Source organism: Actinoplanes sp. TBRC 11911 (assembly GCF_012933445.1).
Taxonomy (GTDB): domain Bacteria; phylum Actinomycetota; class Actinomycetes; order Mycobacteriales; family Micromonosporaceae; genus Actinoplanes.
Map to the genome: position 1 here is coordinate 62,009 of NZ_JABBNC010000016.1, position 17,536 is coordinate 79,544.

General features: G+C 69.7%; 13 protein-coding genes and 1 tRNA gene. 4 read left to right on the forward strand and 10 right to left on the reverse strand.

What is annotated here, in order from left to right:
* Nucleotides 1–403: 403 nt before the first annotated feature.
* From HH310_RS22090 to HH310_RS22105, 4 genes are all read right to left on the reverse strand, one after another.
* Entirely contained in the window at nucleotides 404–2,269 is a 1,866-nt protein-coding gene (locus tag HH310_RS22090; RefSeq protein ID WP_169177511.1) for a glycoside hydrolase family 30 beta sandwich domain-containing protein, read from the reverse strand.
* 65 nt (nucleotides 2,270–2,334) lie between these two features.
* Complete coding sequence (locus HH310_RS22095) at nucleotides 2,335–3,381, reverse strand: WxL protein peptidoglycan domain-containing protein (protein ID WP_169177512.1); 1,047 nt, start codon at nucleotides 3,379–3,381, stop codon at nucleotides 2,335–2,337.
* Between the two features lie 104 nt (nucleotides 3,382–3,485).
* A complete protein-coding gene (locus HH310_RS22100; RefSeq protein ID WP_169177513.1) occupies nucleotides 3,486–5,468 on the reverse strand; it encodes a metallophosphoesterase family protein in 1,983 nt (660 codons plus the stop codon).
* 135 nt (nucleotides 5,469–5,603) lie between these two features.
* Nucleotides 5,604–6,800 (reverse strand): HupE/UreJ family protein, encoded by a 1,197-nt coding sequence (locus tag HH310_RS22105; protein WP_169177514.1) that lies wholly within the window; start codon nucleotides 6,798–6,800, stop codon nucleotides 5,604–5,606.
* Between the two features lie 114 nt (nucleotides 6,801–6,914).
* On the opposite strand from HH310_RS22105, the gene HH310_RS22110 reads away from it, so the two are divergent.
* On the forward strand, nucleotides 6,915–7,580 hold the full coding sequence (locus HH310_RS22110) for a hypothetical protein (protein WP_169177515.1): 666 nt from the start codon (nucleotides 6,915–6,917) through the stop codon (nucleotides 7,578–7,580).
* On the opposite strand, the gene HH310_RS22115 is transcribed toward HH310_RS22110, so the two are convergent.
* From HH310_RS22115 to HH310_RS22125, 3 genes are all read right to left on the reverse strand, one after another.
* Nucleotides 7,577–8,407 (reverse strand): NAD(P)-dependent oxidoreductase, encoded by an 831-nt coding sequence (locus HH310_RS22115; RefSeq protein ID WP_169177516.1) that lies wholly within the window; start codon nucleotides 8,405–8,407, stop codon nucleotides 7,577–7,579. The genes HH310_RS22110 and HH310_RS22115 overlap by 4 nt on opposite strands.
* Nucleotides 8,408–8,441: 34 nt before the next feature.
* Nucleotides 8,442–9,434: a hypothetical protein gene (locus tag HH310_RS22120; protein WP_169177517.1), complete on the reverse strand. Its 993-nt coding sequence runs from the start codon at nucleotides 9,432–9,434 to the stop codon at nucleotides 8,442–8,444.
* 96 nt (nucleotides 9,435–9,530) lie between these two features.
* Complete coding sequence (locus tag HH310_RS22125) at nucleotides 9,531–9,797, reverse strand: hypothetical protein (protein ID WP_169177518.1); 267 nt, start codon at nucleotides 9,795–9,797, stop codon at nucleotides 9,531–9,533.
* On the opposite strand from HH310_RS22125, the gene HH310_RS22130 reads away from it, so the two are divergent.
* Both HH310_RS22130 and HH310_RS22135 read left to right on the forward strand, forming a co-directional pair.
* Nucleotides 9,796–11,748, forward strand: coding sequence for a hypothetical protein (locus HH310_RS22130; RefSeq protein WP_169177519.1), 1,953 nt, complete (start codon nucleotides 9,796–9,798; stop codon nucleotides 11,746–11,748). The genes HH310_RS22125 and HH310_RS22130 overlap by 2 nt on opposite strands.
* A 96-nt stretch (nucleotides 11,749–11,844) precedes the next feature.
* The gene (locus tag HH310_RS22135) at nucleotides 11,845–12,222 is read left to right on the forward strand and encodes a DUF1508 domain-containing protein (RefSeq protein WP_169177520.1); all 378 of its coding nucleotides are present in this window, start codon (nucleotides 11,845–11,847) and stop codon (nucleotides 12,220–12,222) included.
* Between the two features lie 7 nt (nucleotides 12,223–12,229).
* Here the strand turns inward: HH310_RS22135 and HH310_RS22140 are convergent, their stop codons facing one another.
* From HH310_RS22140 to HH310_RS22150, 3 genes are all read right to left on the reverse strand, one after another.
* On the reverse strand, nucleotides 12,230–13,489 hold the full coding sequence (locus HH310_RS22140) for an RICIN domain-containing protein (protein ID WP_169177521.1): 1,260 nt from the start codon (nucleotides 13,487–13,489) through the stop codon (nucleotides 12,230–12,232).
* Nucleotides 13,490–13,585: 96 nt separating this feature from the next.
* Nucleotides 13,586–14,029: a hypothetical protein gene (locus HH310_RS22145; RefSeq protein WP_169177522.1), complete on the reverse strand. Its 444-nt coding sequence runs from the start codon at nucleotides 14,027–14,029 to the stop codon at nucleotides 13,586–13,588.
* Between the two features lie 37 nt (nucleotides 14,030–14,066).
* On the reverse strand, nucleotides 14,067–17,225 hold the full coding sequence (locus HH310_RS22150) for a BTAD domain-containing putative transcriptional regulator (RefSeq protein WP_169177523.1): 3,159 nt from the start codon (nucleotides 17,223–17,225) through the stop codon (nucleotides 14,067–14,069).
* A gap of 236 nt (nucleotides 17,226–17,461) precedes the next feature.
* On the opposite strand from HH310_RS22150, the gene HH310_RS22155 reads away from it, so the two are divergent.
* Nucleotides 17,462–17,534: transfer RNA gene (locus tag HH310_RS22155), tRNA-Leu, on the forward strand.
* The last annotated feature ends 2 nt before the right edge of the window (nucleotides 17,535–17,536 follow it).

A 17,536-nucleotide genomic window follows, 5' to 3' on the forward strand; every position in this document is an offset into this window, starting at 1 on the left:
CACCCAGAACGGGTGGGGGTGGGTCGAGGCTCCTCCCGGCCCAGCCGCCAAACCCCCGCCGAAAGAACGGCCGCCACAGGCCGGCCGCACGCTCGCAGCCCCACCGGCCGACCACCAGGCACGCCACGCCCGGCCCGCAAGCCCGGCCGCGAGCCCGCTGCCACGCTCAGCCCGCAAGCCCGGCCGGCAAGCCCAGCCCGGCAAGCCCAGCCCGGCAAGCCCAGCCCGGCAAGCCCAGCCCGGCAAGCCCAGCCCGGCAAGCCCGGCCTGCAAGCCCGGCCTGCAAGCCCGACCGGCGAGCCCGACCGCCACGCCCGGCGGCCTTGCCGTCCAGTGCTGCCGGCCGCCCGCACCCGAAACGACGCGACGCCGGCTGACGCGGCGGGCCGGGCCCGCGGCGCGTTCAGTTCTGGTAGGCGCGCACGTCGGCCACGGACCACCAACTATCTGCCGCCGCCGTCAACTCCAGCCGGACAAATCGGGATTTTTCGTGTCTTAGCCGGAGCGTCGTCAACTGGCCCGTCTCGATCGTCTTGGCCGGGGACCAATGCTTGCCGTCGGCCGACACGGTGGCGACGAAACCGCGCGGATAGTCACCCACCGACGCCCCCGCATCGAAGACGACCCGATCAGCCCGAACGACCGAACCGAAATCGACCTGCAGGAACTGCCCGGGCGACTGGGCGACACCGGTACTGAAACGGGTCGTAGCGTCATCGTCCACCGCATACGCCGGCCCCTCCCCGGACCCGGTCGCCGTCCACCCGACCGGCGTCACCGGCCGATCATCCGAGCGTCCTTTCCAGACGAACGTCGCCAACGCCCCACCCGGCAACGTATACCGGAACGACGAATCCCCGAAGCGCACCCCAACCGCCTGCGGATTGTCGTTCTCGTTGTGCGCGACCAGCACCGTGCTGCCGTCCGGGTTCACGAACGCCACGTCCATGACCTGCCCGTTCCACCCGGTCGTGCCGAACGACGTGCTGGCCACCCGCACCGCGCCGGGGCGTACGAAACGGGCCAGATGACCGAGCGTGTAGAACTCGGCGTTCCGCGTCACGGTCCCGTCCGCGGCCACCGTCACCACGCCGGTGCACGTGCCGCAGCCGCCGGTGTGCGGGCCGTTCGTCTCGTCCAGTGCCAGGTTCCAGTTCACCACCGACTTCGCCCAGTTCCGGGTGTTGCCGATGATCAGGTTCCGGGCGTGCCACTTGAGCGTGTCGGAGAACGTGTTGGCCGGGTCGCTCGACTGGCTGCCGGAGCACTCGGTGAAGTAGATGTCCTTGCGCGGGAACTCGTTGTGCAGGGCCGTCATCGCGCTGGGGTCACCGAAATAGCAGTGGTACGCCGTACCGGAAACCCAGCGTGACGCCGCCGCCGAGAGCAACTCCTGGGGGTAGTGGTCGATGTCCGCGACCTCGTCCGGCGGAGTGTTCGCGGCATCGTTCGGATGCTCGTTCCAGTTGTGGTCGTAGCCGAGGATCTTCGTGGGCAGGCCGGCGTCGCGCAGCATCGGGCCGAGTAGCGAGATCACCTTCGCGGCCTGCCAGGACGGCAGGTCCATGCCGGGGTAGCCGGACGGGTTCCGGTTCTGCGGCTCGTTCTGCACGCTCAGGTAGTCGACGCGCACACCTTCCGCCCGGTACGCCTGCACAAATTTCACCAGATATCCCGCGTACGCCTGATACACCGCCGGACTGTCGATCAACCGGCCGCCGATCAGGCTGTTGGTGGTCTTCATCCACGCGGGCGGGCTCCACGGCGTACCCATGATCTTGAGGCTCGGGTTGAGTGCGGCGGCCTGGCGCAGCAGCGGGAGGATCTGCGCCCGATCGTGCGCGACGCTGAAATGCCGTAACGAGAAGTCACCCGGCACGTCGTCGTAGGTGTAGGCGGGCTCGTCGGTGAAGTCGCTGGCGCCGATCGGCTGGCGCAGGAAGTTGAGCCCGTCGTCGCGGAAGAGCGACACCATCACGTCGGTGCGGGCCCGCGGCGGGAGGCGGTACAGGACGGCCGCGGACGAGTCGGTGATCGACGCGCCGTAACCGGTCATGGTCTGGAAGCGACGGTTCGGGTCGACGACGATGGTGGGCACATCGCCGGTGTCGGCACCGAACGCGACAGTGCCGCGGTCGGCCATGAGGAAGGCGCGGTCCGGCGTCGTCAGCCAGACGTGCGCCTCCCGTTTGACGTGGTCGTGAGCTTGTACCGGGGTGGGCGCCACGAGAACGGCGAGTGCCACGAACGCGGTTCCGATGCGAGCCAAGAGTTCCTCCCTGCGAAGATATGGAAGGTTCTCGATAAGGCTACGTGCCGGAACCGCCAAGCAAGTCAGCTCGTGGCGGCTTTCTCCTTGTCGAGGGCCTCGGCCACCGCGTCGCGCACCCGGGCGTCCTCGCGCGCCTTGCGCTTGATCCGGTTACGCCGGCTGCCGACAATCGCGCCGGCCACGACCGCGGCCAGCAGGAGCACCACGACCAGCAGAGTCCACGGCATCGCGAAGCTATGCGCGGTCGCCTCGACCGGCTTGAGCGACGTCGTCGATCCGGACGCGTCGACCAGCAGCGGGGTCAGGGTCGCGGTGGCGGTCACCCAGAACGCGGGAGCCACCCCGGAGACCGGGACGCTCACCTTCCACGACTCGCCGGGCAGCAGCTCCGGCGGCGTGGCCGGCTCGGCAGCCTTGACCCGCAGCAGCCCGAACGGCCCGGCCACGGACACCGCCTGCTGCGCGGTCTGGATCGTGTTGCCGGTGTTGTGGATCGTGTACGAGACGGTGGCGTCGCCCTTGGCGAACGGGTTGAGCGTGCCGTGGTAGCCGATGTGGAAGTCCTCGACCGCGACCCGCGGGGTCAGGGCGCCGCCGACCCGCAGCTTGATCCGGATGCCGAGGCGGCGTTCCACGTTGATGCCCTGTTGCTGGTCGGGCTGGGTCAGCGAGGTGACGATGCCACCCACGTAGTCGCCGGGCGTCGCGTTCTTCGGGACGGACACGGTGAACGGCACCTCGACCGACTTGCCGGGGGCCACCGCGACGGTGCCCGGCGTGGCGTGCACCCAGGCGCCGATGCCGCGCGGCTTGGCGTCTTTCGCGCCCAGGTCGAGCTGGCCGGTGTCGGTGGTGAAGCCGTCCGCGGTGTAGACGCCCAGGTTGAGGGCGGTCTTGCCACGGTTGGTCACGACCATGGCGTCCTTGGTCTGGCCGCCGGGGTTCACCGCGTAGGTGTAGCTGGATCGGTCGGAGCCGAAGCTGTTGGCGGCTGTCCGGACCGTCCAGGTGACGTCGCCGTCGGCGGCCAGGGCGGGTGCGGCGCCGGCCCCCGCGGCCAACGAGGCGGCGAGCAGAGCGGCGGCGGCCGTACGGGTGGAAAAGCGCATCGCGAGGATCCTCAAGGCGTACCGAAAAAGGCGTACCCGGAAAGGGGTACCGGGAAAAGGAGCCCGGCGGGGCAGGCAAAAGCCCGCCCCGCCGGATAGAGACGTCAGCTGCTGAGCGCAGTGATCGTGAGGGTGCCGCGGTAGCTGCCCTTCGCGACGTCGGTCGGGATCTTCAGATCCAGGTCGGCGCCGAGCTTGGCGGTACCACGAGCGTGGCCCTGGGCGCCCGCGGCGAGACCGCGAGAGACCGACAGACCGTCGCCCTTGTCGTAACCCGAGACCACGGTGTCGCCCGCGTCCGCGCCGGCGCCCGCCGTCATCACCTTCGGCGTCCAGCCGAGGTACTTTCCGGAGAACGTCTTGTCGGCGTCCTTGAAGTCACCGACGCTGGCCGAGATCGACCACGGGGCGAGGGTGCGACGGGTGTCCGAGACCGCGATCGGGTTGATCTTTCCGGTCGCCTCGAAGTAGTCGCCGCCCTGCTGCTCCGCGGCGGTGCCCAGGTCGACCAGGCCGTTGTAGCCGTCGATGGTCCAGCCGAACTCGCCGGGAGCCGCCGTCGGAACGTTGACCTGGATCTGCTGGCCGTCCGCCACGTACGGGTGCACGGCCACGTGGTCGACGATGGAGCCGACCGGCTGGCCCTCGGGGGTGTTGGCGCACGGCGAGTTGCCCCGCTCCACGGCCGCGTTCGGCGCGGCGCACGTGCCACTCCGGACGTCCTCGACCACCAGCTTGTCGCTACGAACCTCGACCTTGACGTAGGAGCGGACGTGCTCCTGGTTCTCGACCGAGTTGTACCAGTAGTTGCTCGGGTTCAGCGGGTCGGCACCGTTACCGGCGCCGCTGGTGCCGCTGCTGTCCGGCTTCGTGATGTCGTAGTACTTCGAACCCGAGGCCGAGTTCGCGGTCACGTACAGCACGCCACCCGGGCCCGGGTAGACGTCCGGCTGGCCGGGCTGCTCCGACGGGTCCGCCTTCGCGCCGTTCTTGATCAGGTAGCTACGCGAGTAGCTGTGGTCGTGACCCTGCAGGACCAGGTCCACGCCCAGGTTCGAGAACGCGGTCGGGAAGTCCACGCGGCGGACCTTGTTGTCGCCGTCCTTCGCGTGGTCGGCCGGCGAGTAGATCGCGTGGTGGTAGACCAGCACGGTGTACTTGGCCTCGGAGCCGTGGTTCTTGATGACGTCCGAGACGAAGCCGAGGTGCGCCTCGTCGCCACCGCTGCCGTTGGCGGCGACGTAGCTGTTGCTGTTCAGGTCGATGAACAGCACGTCCTTGTAGATGTAGTAGTAGTCGCCACCGGACGTGGTCGCGGTCTGCGTCCCGTTCTGGTAGTACAGCGCCGAGCGGTCCGTGTTCGGCGTGAACAGGTGCTGCTCGTACGCCTTGCCACCGACGTCGTGGTTACCGATGGTGGCGGCCCACGGGTACTGACGCAGCTTGTCCGAGCCCGATCCGAGGAACGAGTTCCACTGCGCCTCGTTGTTGGCGGAGTCGACCTGGTCGCCACCGGACACCAGAAGCTCGGCGTTCGGGTTGGCGGCCAGCGAGACGTTCAGCGTGTCCGCCCAGCCGACGCCGTCCTCGGTGAGGTCGCCGGACGCGCCGATCTGCGGGTCACCGTAGAACAGGAAGTCGTAGTCGCCTTCGAAGTCCTGCGTCTTGAACGCGTACGTCGGGGACCAGTTGCCCGCGGTGCCGACCCGGTAGGAGTACGCGGTGTTCTCCTGGAGGCCGGTCAGCGTGGCGTGCCGGTTGAACCCGCCGCTGGTGGCGATGTTCGCCGAGCCGGTCGCGGCGAAGGTGACCGCGTCGGCCGGGAACTCCCCGTTGGCGATCTGCGCCGTCGGGGCGAGCTGGACCTGCTGGGCGGCGTCGGCGGACGAGTACCAGGTCACGATGCGCTGGGACTCGTTGGCGCCGACACCGAGGATGATGGCCGAGAGCGTGGCCGGGTCAGCGGCGCTGGCGGGACTGCCCAGACCGCTGCCGAAGGCCACGGCCATTCCGAGGAATGCAGCCGTGGCCCCGGCGACCACGCGGTGCCGCACCGGCCCGAGGGCCCGCGGCGTGTTTGATCTCATCGGTGTGTTCCGATCCTTTGCTCCGGATGAGAGTGAGGTGCTGTTGAAGCGTGATCAAGCTCTCCGGAGCCGATGAACCGGTTATGAATAAGACCAAGCGGATTGATGGATCTTCTCGGAAAACGAGAACTTGGCTCACGCCACAAATATTCGCTGGAAAAACCAGATGAGACCCATCACAGTTACGCCCCCCGCGACCAACCCGGTGGTCCACCGTCCCACTCGCGGCGAGCGCCGGCGCAACACGATCAGCAGCGGGAAGACGATCGCGATAATCGATAGCTGCACCACTTCGATGCCCACATTGAACACGAGCAGCGACCACAGCAGCGTCCACGACCACGCCTCGTTGATGCCGAGCGCGCCGGCGAAGCCGAGGCCGTGCACGAGCCCGAAGCAGAACACGACCGCCAGGCGCGTCCAGCCGGCCCGGTCCAGCGCGAAGTGACCTTCGCCGGGTGTCTCCAGGTCGGTGGCGTGGTCGCCGCGCCGCCAGAGCCGGAACAGGTGCCAGGCGGCGACCACGGCGATGGACAGCGCGATGGTCGGCTCGACGACGCGGGCCGGGACGTCGACCAGGCCCAGCGCGGCGAGCAGGAAGGTGATCGAGTGGGCGAGCGTGAAGCTGGTCGCGGCGAGCACGATCTCGCGTAGCCGGCGCGACCCGGCGATCAGCGCGAGCAGGAACAGGATGTGGTCGATGCCGGTGAGCAGGTGCTCGGTGCCGAGCCGGAAGAACTCCCAGAACCGCTGGTACCAGGTCTGCGCGGTGGAGAAGGACGGCTGTTGCGAGTCGAGCGCGGCGCTGCCCGAGTGCCCGTCGATCTGGTACGTGACGATCGTCTTGACGCCCTTGACGTAACCCTCGTCGTCGCCGAACAGGGCGGTGCGCACCTCGTGGGCATCCACACCGCCGCGGCAGTCCCAATCGAGCGTGATGTCCGCGTACGGGACGCCCTCGCGCTCGCCCATCGTGAAGTCGCCGGCCTGGTGAGCCGTACAAGGGGTGACGGTAAACCGGTCGGTGACGTACTTTATCGTCGAATCTGCATATTTATTGAGGGCGGCCGCCTGGGCCGCGGTGTCCCGGTCGTCGAACGCGGCCTGCCCCTCCTGGAAGAGCGCGTCGTTCTTCTCGGCGTCCGCGGCGGACACGACGTAGAGGTCGTACTCGAGCTCCAGCGCGGTGTGCACCCGCCCGTCCGGATCGCCGGTCACCTTGACGTAGACGGTCGACGAGAAACCGTGCGCCTGTGCCGGTTGGGCTAAGAGAAGGCTGATCACCGCGGCCGCGAAGCCGGCGACGACGACAGCGATGGTGCGACGTGACATGAGCGAGCACGGTGCACGCCACGGGTTAACAAGATCAGGACCGGCGGCGAATCACTGGCGACAAACTGTTACCGGCGATGACAGGCCGGGTGCGCGGAGGATAGGAAGGTCACCGTGCACCGCTCGTTACGGGCCGCCGCCGGCGCGGCCGCCTTGTTGCTCGCCCTGGCCGGATGCGAATCCACCGATGCCTGGGCATCGCCGCACCCCACTCCCACGCCGCACGGGTCGATCGCGCCCGGCTTCGTCGATCCGACCTCGACGCCCAGCCCCGGCGCGACCATCACCCCGAAGCCCGGCTCGTGGGACGCCGTGCACGCGCCCGCCGGCTATCGCGTGGTGCTGCTGATCGGGGGCGACGACGCGCCGGCCAAGACCCTGGTCGCCGCCGTCAAAAGCTGGGCGAAGGCCGACGACGTGGACCTGCGGACGATCGTGCCGAAGGACGACAAGGACGCGATTCCCAGCATCACCAAGGCAATCGACATGAAGCCGGACCTGATCGTCAGCGCCGGCAACGCTCTGATCGACCCGCTCACCGTGGTCACCGCGAGCAACCTGCAGCAGCAGTTCCTGGTGGTCGGCGCGGAACTGGCCGAACCCACCCACAACGTCACGGCGGTCGACTGGTCCGGGGCGTCGTTCCGCGGCGACGGGGTGGACATGTCCTCGCCGTACGACCCGGCGTCGTTCACCGCGGAAAGGTGTGCGGCCGCGACCCGTGCGGGAGTCGCGGCCGTGCTGAGCAACGTCACCGGAATCGTGGTCTGGCTTTCTTAACCTCGCCAGCTGAACCGGGGCTCGTAGCCGAGCACCCGCCGGGCCTTGTCGATCGACAGCAGGGTCTCGTGCTCGCCCAGTTCCTTGGTGACCTTGACGTCCGGGAAGACCTCGGCGGCCAGGCTCGCCGAGGAGCGGCTCATCACCGTGTCGGCGTTCGCGATGATGAAGATGTCCATGCCGGTCGCCTGGTGGTCGAGCGCCTTGCGGACCGCCTGCGCGCCGTCGCGCCCGTCGATGTAGCTCCAGAGGTTCCACTTGCGCCTCATCGGGTCCGCGTCGAAGGACGGGAACTCGGCGTAGTCCTCGGGGTCCATCACGTTGGAGAAACGCAGGCCGATCATCTTGAGCCGCGGGTTCCACCGGCAGAACTGCGCCGCCATGGTCTCCTCGAGGTGCTTGACCAGCGAGTACCGCGACTCGGGGCGGGCCGGGTATTCCTCGTCGACCGGAATGTACGGCGGCGGGGTGTCGAACGGGAGGCCGAGCACGGTCTCGCTGGACGCCCAGACCACGTTCTCGATGCCGGCCGCCTTCGCCGCCGCGAACACGTTGTAGGTGGTCAGGATGTTGTTCTCGAAGGTGGCCGCGTTCGGCAGGATGCCCGGGGCCGGGATGGCCGCCAGGTGCACCACCGCGTCGATCGAGGAGTACCGGTCGTCGATCGAGGTGAGGGCTTCCAGCGTCTGCCCGTAGTCGGTGAGGTCGACCCGCAGGTCCGGCCGGGTGGCCGCCATGTCCAGGTTGATGACCTCGTCGGTTTTCCTGAGATCGGCGACCACGGCCCGGCCGAGTTTGCCGGTGCCGCCGGTGACGGCGATGCGCATGTGCTTGCCTCCTGAAATGTCGTCGAGACAAAGCCTAGTAACCGATGGCGCCGCAATCCGGGCAGCCGAGCTGTTGCAGGCGTCGATGCTCGGTCATGGCGTCGGCCACGGCCGGGGACACGCGGCGGACCACACCGATCGCCGGCCCCGGGGTGACCGGCTCGGTGTGCGCGTACCACCACGGCGGCTCGGCAATCCGCAGGCGATGGACCAGCAGCTTTGCGAGACGGACCTGACGGCGTACGCGATGGCGTTCGAAGAAGAAGATCGCGAAGAGGGCGCCGGCCACGATGAGACGCGTGGTGGTCGGTGACGGTGTGTCCGGCAACACATAGCCGCCGTCGGCGAGACCCGCGTCCCGCTCGAAATTGTTGTACGGCCCGGGCGCGAACACGTCGTCCACCCCGTAGGCGAGTGGGAACGCCACCGGGCCGCCGAGCAGCGTGAACAGCGCCCACTGGTCGGTGTGCCGGGACTCGTGCCGCATCACCGGCGCCATGTCCGAGTAGACGAGCTGTGGTTCCAGGCTGGTGAGGTAGGTATGCCCGTACGTGGTGCCGCCCCGGGCGAACCCGTCCTTCATCCGGCCGAGCAGTGTGCCGTTCGGCACGTAGTCACAGAACTGACCCCCCAGAGCCTTCCCGTACGCCAACGCGAGCCCCGAGTTCCCCGCGGTGATCACCTGGCGAACCGGGATCACCCAGTCATGTGTCGGCGTCACGTACCGGGTCGCGCCGTTGTACGACGACAGGCTCGGCGGCTGGCAGGTCGGCGGCCGCGCTCCGTAGGCGAGAAGGGCGACGATGCCCACCATCTGCAGCCAGACCAGGACGATCAGTACCCGCATCACCCGGTGGTAGCGGTGTGCGCAGCCCGCGCACTCGCTGCGGCGGCGGCGCCGGTAGCGCATCGCGGACGGGCGGCTCCACCACAGCCCGAGCAGGCCGGTGCCGAGGACGCGTAGCACGACCTCGACCCAGCCCGGCGACTCGGTCCGCGACGGCACGGCAACCCTGTCCGATGCCACGCGGCGAAAGCTATCCGTCGCACTGCGTTGCTGCCTACGTCATGTGACTGTGATTACCGAGGTCACAACGTTCGTCTGGGACAAAACGGACCACGCTCAGCGCGTGACGGATCCGGTTCCGCCGCACGCCGGGCACTGCGTCGCCGGGGTGTGCCTGTTCTCGAATCCGCCCTGGGTGAAGTTGAGGGTGCGCTCCGGTTCGCCCCCCAGCCAGCCGGAGCCGCGGCACCGCAGGCAGCGGACCAGCGTGCTGCCGCTTCCGCCGCTTCCGCCGCCGAAGTCTCGCGCGCGCAGGACGCGAACCACCACTGTGCACGCGCCAAGCGCGACCAGAAGCAGCAGAGCGAGCACAATCCACGTCATGCGTCCTATCCTCCGCCAGCCTGACCCGAATCCGCTGCCGCGGCTGGCCACGCCCGGCGAGCGGCTCGGCTGGATCTTCAACGACCGCAACCTGTACCGGCGCAAGTTCATGGATCCGCCGCCGCAGCCGGACATGGTTCCGAAGGAGTTGGTCGAACGGCTGGACAAGGCGCGGAGCCAGCGCGGGCGGCGCGTCGCGCTCTCGCTCGGCATCGGGGTCGGGCTGGCGGCGTTGATCGGGTGTTGCGGGGGCATCCTCACTGCTTGGCTTAGTGACGCCCCGGATGGCCCGCCGTACGGCCTGGTCGCGTTCCTCGCGGTGGTCGCGCTGCTGGCCGGGATCGGCTCCGCCGTCTATGCGGCCTGGCTGCCCGGTCAGGCGCGCAAGGCACTCGCGGAGGCGCAGGCCCGGGCCCGGCAGGACTACGAGCGCGACCACGCCGCCTGGGACGCCCGCCGCGAATGGCACGACCAGGCCCAACAGCAAGCCGTCGACGCGATGGCCGAGTGGGCGGCGGCCAGCCCGTCGCCGGGGACGCGCCGGGTGGACATCATCGGCGGCACCTCGTACGGCTGGGAGGCGGTGCTGACCGTCTTCGGTGGATCGTTGCTGGCCAGCCGCGGGCCGATGACGCTTGTCGACTTCACCGGCGAGGGCCTCGGCGACGAGCTGATCGAGCTGGCGTCCACCACCGGCCGCAGCGTGAGCGAGCTGGACCTCGGCCGGTTCGACCTGGTCGCCGGCCTGGAACCGGACGAGCTGGTGGACGCGCTGGTCGAGGCGATGCACGGGGACGCGCCGGAGGCGACCCGCGCGGAACGCTCCCAGGACGCGATGCTGCTGCGCGACATCAGCGCGGTCATCGCGCCGGATCTGTCGATCGCGCGCCTGATCGCGGCGCTGCGGGTGCTCACCGGCGACACCGACCAGCCCGCGCTCTCCGACGCGGAGTGCGAGCGCCTGATCCGGCTGCACCAGGACGAGGCCCGGCGCGTACGGCGTATCGAGGCGTTCCTGCATCCCCTGTCCGACACGGACGCGGTCGCGCCGGCCGCGGCCGACCTCACCTGCCTGGTGGCCAGCGGCGAGGGCGGGGTCGCGCAGCGCGAGCTGGTCAAGGACCTGACCATGCAGTGGCTCGCCCATCAGGTTCGGCACACCGAGGCGTCGGCCGGATCGCTGCTGGTCCTGGGCGCCGACGACGTGCACCACCGGGCGATCGAGCGGCTCAGCAACCTGTGCGAGCGGCGCGGCATCCGGCTGGTGCTGTTCTTCGAGCACCTGCGGGAGGAGTCGCTGCGCACGATCGGCGGGGGTGAGGTCGCGCTGATGCGGCTGGGCAACCACCAGGAGGCGACGCAGGCCGCGGAGTTCATCGGGCGGGGGCACAAGTTCGTGCTCAGCGGCATCACCCGCACGCTGGGCGGCGAGGACACGCACACGCTGGCGGACACGTACGGCGAGTCGGAGACGCGGGGCGGGTCCAACGAGACGATCCGGACCGGGCGGCACATCAGCCGGCGGCGCGGCACGAACTGGAGCCGCACCCGCAACTGGAGCCAGACCGAGTCGGTGGCCCAGGGCACGAACTGGAGCGACGCGTCGGCCGCCGCACGGGTCTACGAGTACGCCGTCGAGCCGCGCGTTCTGCAAGACCTTCCCGAGTACGCGATGATCCTCGTCAAGGGCCAGGGGCGGGGCTCGGTGGTGCAGGCCGTCGAGGTGGACCCGGCGATCGTGACGCTGCCGCGGGTGTCGATGGACCCGATGGAACCGCAGCCGCTGCCGGACCCGGCCGAGGCGGTCATCCCGGCGACCCGGCAGCCGAGTCAGGTCACCGTCTCGCAGCCGCAGCCCCTCACCGCGACCGACTCGTCACCCACCTGGTCCGCACAAGATCGTCCGAACTCGCACGAGAACCATCCCACCGGTCACCCAAAAGTAGACTAAAGGCTGAACATCATCGTCGACCCTTGTTAACCCGCTGTGTGTCCGCTGTGTACGCCGGTCCGCGATCGTGTGGTTTCGCGGGAAAAGGTGGACAAGGTGGCAACAGCGCGTTTTCGGCTCCTGCAGCTATCCGGTGGCACGGTCACCTGGCGGTTGCTGGCAACGAACAATCGCGATCTGGGGCGCGGCTCCGAGGCGTACCCCAGCAAGCAGGCCTGTTGGGAAGCCGTGCGGGAGTTGCAACGCGGAGCCGCGGAGTTGGCGGCGGTGTTGATCCGGACGGGTCCGTCCAGCTGGAGCTGGCGGATCGAGGCCGGGCCCGGGACGGTGGCCGTGGCCAGCCGGCACTATCAGCGCCGTATTCAGGCGACGCAGGCGGCGGCGGTGGCGCTGGAGCTGATCCCGGCGGCCGAGTTGAGCGGCTTGGACCCGCGGGCTTTACACCCGCGGGCCGAGCTCGGAAAAGCTAGTTGAGCTCTAGCTAGCGCAGCTGGAAGCTTTGTGCGGCGGTGCCGTTGCATGCGTACTGCACCAGCTGAATACCATCCACGATGGACGCCCCCGGCACGTCGAGGCACTTGCCGCTGTTGCGGTTGACGAAGTGGTACGAGCCGTCCGCCTCGGCGACGGGTTGCCACTGCTGGTTGAGGCCGCCGCTGTAGTTCCACGTTTGGATCGGCGCGTTGTCGGCTGTGGACACATTGGTGACGTCGAGCGCCTGCGCGCTGTTGCCGCGGTTGTTGACCCGCCGGAAGTCGCCGGTCGTGGTGGCGAACTGGAACTGCTGCGCGTTACTGCCGTTGCACGTGTACTGCTGAATGGCGGTGCCGTTCGTGGTGCCGGCGGCCTTCGCGTCCACGCACTTTCCGCTGTTCTTGTTGACGATCGAATACCAGGCGGCCGGGTCGATCGTCGGCGTCTGCGGCGGCGTTGACGTCCCCGCGCCGCCGAGCCAGAGCAGGCCGTTGATCAGCCACTGATTCTGCTGCGCGCTGGCGAAGGTCGACGACGTACGCGTGTTCGTGTCGTAGTTCATGCCGTTGTGCCCAAAGTTGGCGTACAGCATCTTGTAGTTCTTGTTCGTCCACATCAGCGGGTAGAAGCCGCTGCGCCACTGCTGGTTCGGATCGGTGCCGACCGGGAAGCTGGACGCGTCGATCGAGGCCAGGATGTCGATGTCCGGGTTCTGGCGCAGGTCCCGGCTCCACGAGTACCACTCGCTGACCGAGGACTGGATCGTCGCGGGGAGCCCGGCCGCGCTGGGATGGGTGCGGTCCTCGATCCGCAGCGTCTCGGCGGTTGGCCCCCACGTGTTGGTGACGAAGTTCCCGGAGCCGAGGAACGAGTTGTAGTACCAGCTCCAGGAGTTGGCGTCGGTGGTGAAGGCGCTGACGTGGAAGCCCATCCAGGCGCCGCCGTTCTGCATGTACTGCTGGAAGGCGGCCCGGCGGTCGGCCGGCGGCGCGTCGTCCAGGAACATGATGACCTGGTAACCGGCCAGGCCGGCGGCGCTGAGGCGGCTCCAGTCCGTGGTCGCCTCCCAGGTGAAGCCGTATTGGGCGCCGGCCTTGGGGAACCAGTCCCGCGCCTCTTTGTCGAAGTCGATGTGCGCGGCGTCCCACGTTCCGTTGTAGAACGCGAGCACCTTGAACGGGGTCGCCGCCCGCGCCGGGATCGCCGTCCCGGTGACGCCGGCGAGCAGGACGGCGGCCGCGACCAGGGCACGTCTGAGCAGTCTCATGCCATACCTCGGGGATGTTGAGCGGTGTGTTGGGGGGGCGGCGCCGCTGGTCCCCATCCTGAGGCATTGATGTATCCCAATACAAGGAATAGTTAACTAAATTTCCAGAATCACGATCCTGCCGCCGCCCCGGACGCTGGCCCGCCCCGCGACGTGCCCGACCTCGATCTCCCCGCCCGCGGTGTTCGCCTGCAGCGAGTCGACGCGATCGAGCCGCACCCGGCTCGAGGCGCTGTGCAGTTCGCAGTCGCCGAGCGGGCCGGCGGCCTGCACGTCCGAATGCGAGGCGTACGCGACGAGACTGGAACCGGCGGGCACGTAGATCGTGATCTTCTCGCCGGAGCGCGTCGCCTTGACCGTCAGGTGACCCCGGGAGAAGGCGACCTTGATCGGCTCGGCGCTTCCGATCGGCTCGGCGCTTTCGATGGGCTCGGCCAGCACCGCGGTGTCGGTGCGGTCGCTGGCGATGACGCGCAACCGGGCGCCGGCGACGCTCACGGTGGCGGCGATGGGCTGCGGCGTCGCGAAGATCTCGTTCATGCCGATCAGCATCGGCGACGGGGCTGACACGCCCCTGTCACGCCACTGACGCCACCAGCTCCGACCAGTCCGATCCGGCGCCCTCCTGCGCGAGAGCGGCATACCGGGCGTCGCCCAGGTGCTGCCGGACGGTCCGTTCGATCCGGGCCGCGTCCGGGTTCGCCAGGTCCGGCAGCCCGCGCAGGGCGTCGCCCGCGGCGAGCAGACGTACGGCCTGCTCGTCCTGACCGCCGCGCAGGGCCAGGTCGGCGACCCCGACGAGGATCCGCGCGATCATCAGCGGGTATCCCGATTCGGTCGCGGCCTGATAAGCCGCCTTGCGGTGCGCACGCGACTCCCCGAGATCGTCGGCAAGGTATCCGAGCAGGTCGTGCGCCGTTGCCCGAATGCTCGCCTGCTCCGCGTCCTCGCCGAGCAGGCCGAGAGCGACGTCGAGCTGCCGGCGCGCCTCGGCGGGGTCGTCGCCGGACCGCGCGAGCTCCGCCTTCGCCAGCGCCAGCTCGGCGAGCGCACCCGGCCACGTGACCCGCTCGGCCCACCGTTGCGCGTCGGCGATGGCCGCGGCGCCGGCCTCTTTGTCGCCGAGCAGCCGGTACAGCTGCGCCTGCCGGGCCCGGATGCTGATGACTTCCTCGACGGTGCCCAGTTCGATGACGGCGACGACGGCCCGTTCGAGATGCTCGCAGGCCGCGGCGAACTCCCCGCGCACGGTCAAGCGGTCGGCCAGCTCGATCAGCGCGAACCACATCCCGAACCGCTCACCGAGAACCCGGAACTCGGCCAGCGCCTTCTCCAGGTACGCGTCCACCTCCGGCCCGCCGTGGCCGGTCACCACCCGCATCTTGCCGGTCTGCAGCCCGGCCAGGGCGCGAACCCACGGGTCCTCGTGCTCCAGCAGCGGCTCGAACGCGGTCAGGGCCTCCTCGGGGGCTTGCAGCAGCCGTTCCAGCGGCGCCGCGAAGGCCAGCGTCGGGTGCCGGCTCTCGCTGCGCAGGCTCACCCGATAGGCCTCATGAATCCATTCCGCGGCCGTACGCTCGTCCCCGCGCCCGGAGGTCAGGAAGTGCACGATCAGCGTGTAGACCGCGGCCTTGATGTCATCGGTGACGTCACCGGGAAGATCCGCCGCCGCCATCAGCAGCTCGACGCCCTCGCCACGATGCCCGCTGAGCCACCAATACCAGCCGGCACCCGCGGCGAGCCGCATCGCCTCCTGCGCCGCACCGGCCGCCAGTGCGCCGCGCATCGCGGCGGTGATGTTGTCGTGCTCGACCCCGAGCCGGGCGAGCCAGTCCAGCTGCTCGGCGCGCCGAAGATGCTGTTCCGCGGCCTCGGCGAGCTCGGTGAACCAGGCGAGATGCGCCCGGCGGCACACGTCCGCTTCCCCGGCCTCGGCGAGCCGGTACGCGGCGTACTCCTTGATCGTCCCGATCATCCGGTACCGCAGGTCGCCGTCGCCGCCGGTGAGCAGCAGCGACTTCTCGGTCAGCGAGGTGAGCAGCTCCAGCACCTCATCCGGGTGGACCGTGCCACCATCCTGGACCGTGTCGCCATCCGGGACCGTGCCACCCTCCGGGTGGACCGTGTCGCCGGCGCAGACCCGCTCGGCCGCTTCCAGGCTCACGCCGCCGGCGAACACCGCGAGCCGGCGCAGCACCGCCCGCTCGGCGTCGGTGAGCAGCTCCCAGCTCCAGTCGACGACCGCGCGCAGCGTCCGGTGCCGCGGCAACACCGTACGGCTGCCGCTGGTCAGCAGGCGGAACCGGTCGTCGAGCCGATCGGCGAGCTGCTCCAGCGACATGGTGCGCAACCGGGCCGCGGCCAGCTCGATCGCCAGCGGCATGCCGTCCAGCACCCGGCAGACCCGCGCCATCGTGGGCAGCGCGTCGGCCCCGAGATCCTTGCGGACGGCACTCGCCCGATCGCGCAGCAGCTGCACGGCCGGCGAGGACTCGATCTCGGCCGGCGCCTCCGGCAAGGCCAGCGGCTCGACCAGCCACAACGCCTCGCCGGTGATGCCCAGCGGTTCGCGGCTGGTCGCCAGGATCCGCAGCCGCCGGCACTCGCCGAGCACCCGCTGCGCGAACGCCGCCGCCGACTCGATCACGTGTTCACAGTTGTCCAGGATCAGCAGTGCCTCGCGCTCGCGGATCGCGGCGATGAGCCGGTCGGTCGGATCCGCGTTCGGTGCCCCGCCCAACAACGCCTCCCGCAGCCCCAGCCCGGCGAGCGTCGACTGCGCCACGTCACCGTCGGCCCCGATCGCGGCGAGCTCCACCAGCCAGGCGCCGTCCGGGAGGTCGCCCAGCAGCGTACGGGCGGTTTCGGTGGCCAGTCTGGTCTTTCCCGAGCCGCCCGGCCCGACCAGCGTGACAAGCCGGTGCTCGCCGACGAGCTCACCGACCGCGGCGACGTCGGCATCCCGGCCGATGAAGCTGGTCAACTCGGCCCGCAGGTTGGTCTTCCGGTTCTCCTCGCGCGGCGGCGCCAGCTCGCCCTTCAGCAGCGCGACGTGCAACGCGGCGAGCTCCGGCGACGGGTCCACCCCCAGCTCGTCGGCCAACGCCTCGCGCGTGCGTTGATAGACCAGCAGCGCCTCGGAGCCGCGGCCGGCCGCGACGAGGGCACGCATCAGGGCTCCGGCGAGGCGTTCCCGCACCGGATTCGCGGCGACCGCGTCGGTCAGCTCGCCGACCAGCTCGGCACCGGCCTCGGCGTCGAACCGGTCCTCCATCGCGGCGAGCCGCAGACCCTCGAGCCGGGCGACGGCGGCGTCGAAGGCCGCGCCTTCCTGCAGCCCGACGTCCTGCATGGCGGCGCCGCGCCACAGCGCCAGCGCCTCGCGCAGCGGCTTGACCTGGCCTTCGTCGCCGCGGGCCCGGTCGACGAGGCGTTCGAACCGCACGGCGTCGACCGCGTCCGGGTCGATCGCTAATCGATAGCCGCCGGCCTGCCCGTCGATCGATCCCTCCGGCAGGGTCTTGCGCAGCCGGGAGACCAGGCGTTGCAGCGCGTTCGCGGCGTCGGCCGGCGGCGACTCACCCCAGAGCCAGTCCACCAGGACCGACTTCGGCACGACCCGGCCGGCTTCCAGCGCGAGCGCGACCAGCAACCCGCGCAGCCGGGCACCCGGCACGTCGACGGACTGGCTGTCGTCGATGCGAACCTCGAGTGGCCCCAGCATGCTGATCTGCACCCACCCAGCTTTCCACACGCCCGCCGGGGCCTCGCCGGGCCCGCACGCTCCGGTGTGGACAGACCCGGTTGTTAATTCGGTCGCGAGCACGCCCGTTGATCGGGCAGCATGTGTTTCAACGTCGGCAGCCGAGAGGAGCTGAACCCCAGATGTATGCCTATCTACGCACGGTCCAGCTTCCGCTGCTTGGCGGTCATCGCGCTTAGCGCGCCGCCCGCCATCGGGGTTGCCTTCGCACCCTCGTGGCCCAACGGCAGAGGCACGACGTTGAGGACGTCGCCGGTGCGGGTTCGAATCCCGCCGAGGGTACG

Coding starts and splice junctions, on each gene's coding strand:
- HH310_RS22095 (WP_169177512.1), bottom strand. CDS start 3,381: ATGCGCTTTTCCACCCGTACGGCCGCCGCCGCTCTGCTCGCCGCCTCG.
- HH310_RS22100 (WP_169177513.1), bottom strand. CDS start 5,468: ATGAGATCAAACACGCCGCGGGCCCTCGGGCCGGTGCGGCACCGCGTG.
- HH310_RS22105 (WP_169177514.1), bottom strand. CDS start 6,800: ATGTCACGTCGCACCATCGCTGTCGTCGTCGCCGGCTTCGCGGCCGCG.
- HH310_RS22115 (WP_169177516.1), bottom strand. CDS start 8,407: ATGCGCATCGCCGTCACCGGCGGCACCGGCAAACTCGGCCGGGCCGTG.
- HH310_RS22130 (WP_169177519.1), top strand. CDS start 9,796: ATGCGTCCTATCCTCCGCCAGCCTGACCCGAATCCGCTGCCGCGGCTG.
- HH310_RS22125 (WP_169177518.1), bottom strand. CDS start 9,797: ATGACGTGGATTGTGCTCGCTCTGCTGCTTCTGGTCGCGCTTGGCGCG.
- HH310_RS22140 (WP_169177521.1), bottom strand. CDS start 13,489: ATGAGACTGCTCAGACGTGCCCTGGTCGCGGCCGCCGTCCTGCTCGCC.
- HH310_RS22145 (WP_169177522.1), bottom strand. CDS start 14,029: ATGAACGAGATCTTCGCGACGCCGCAGCCCATCGCCGCCACCGTGAGC.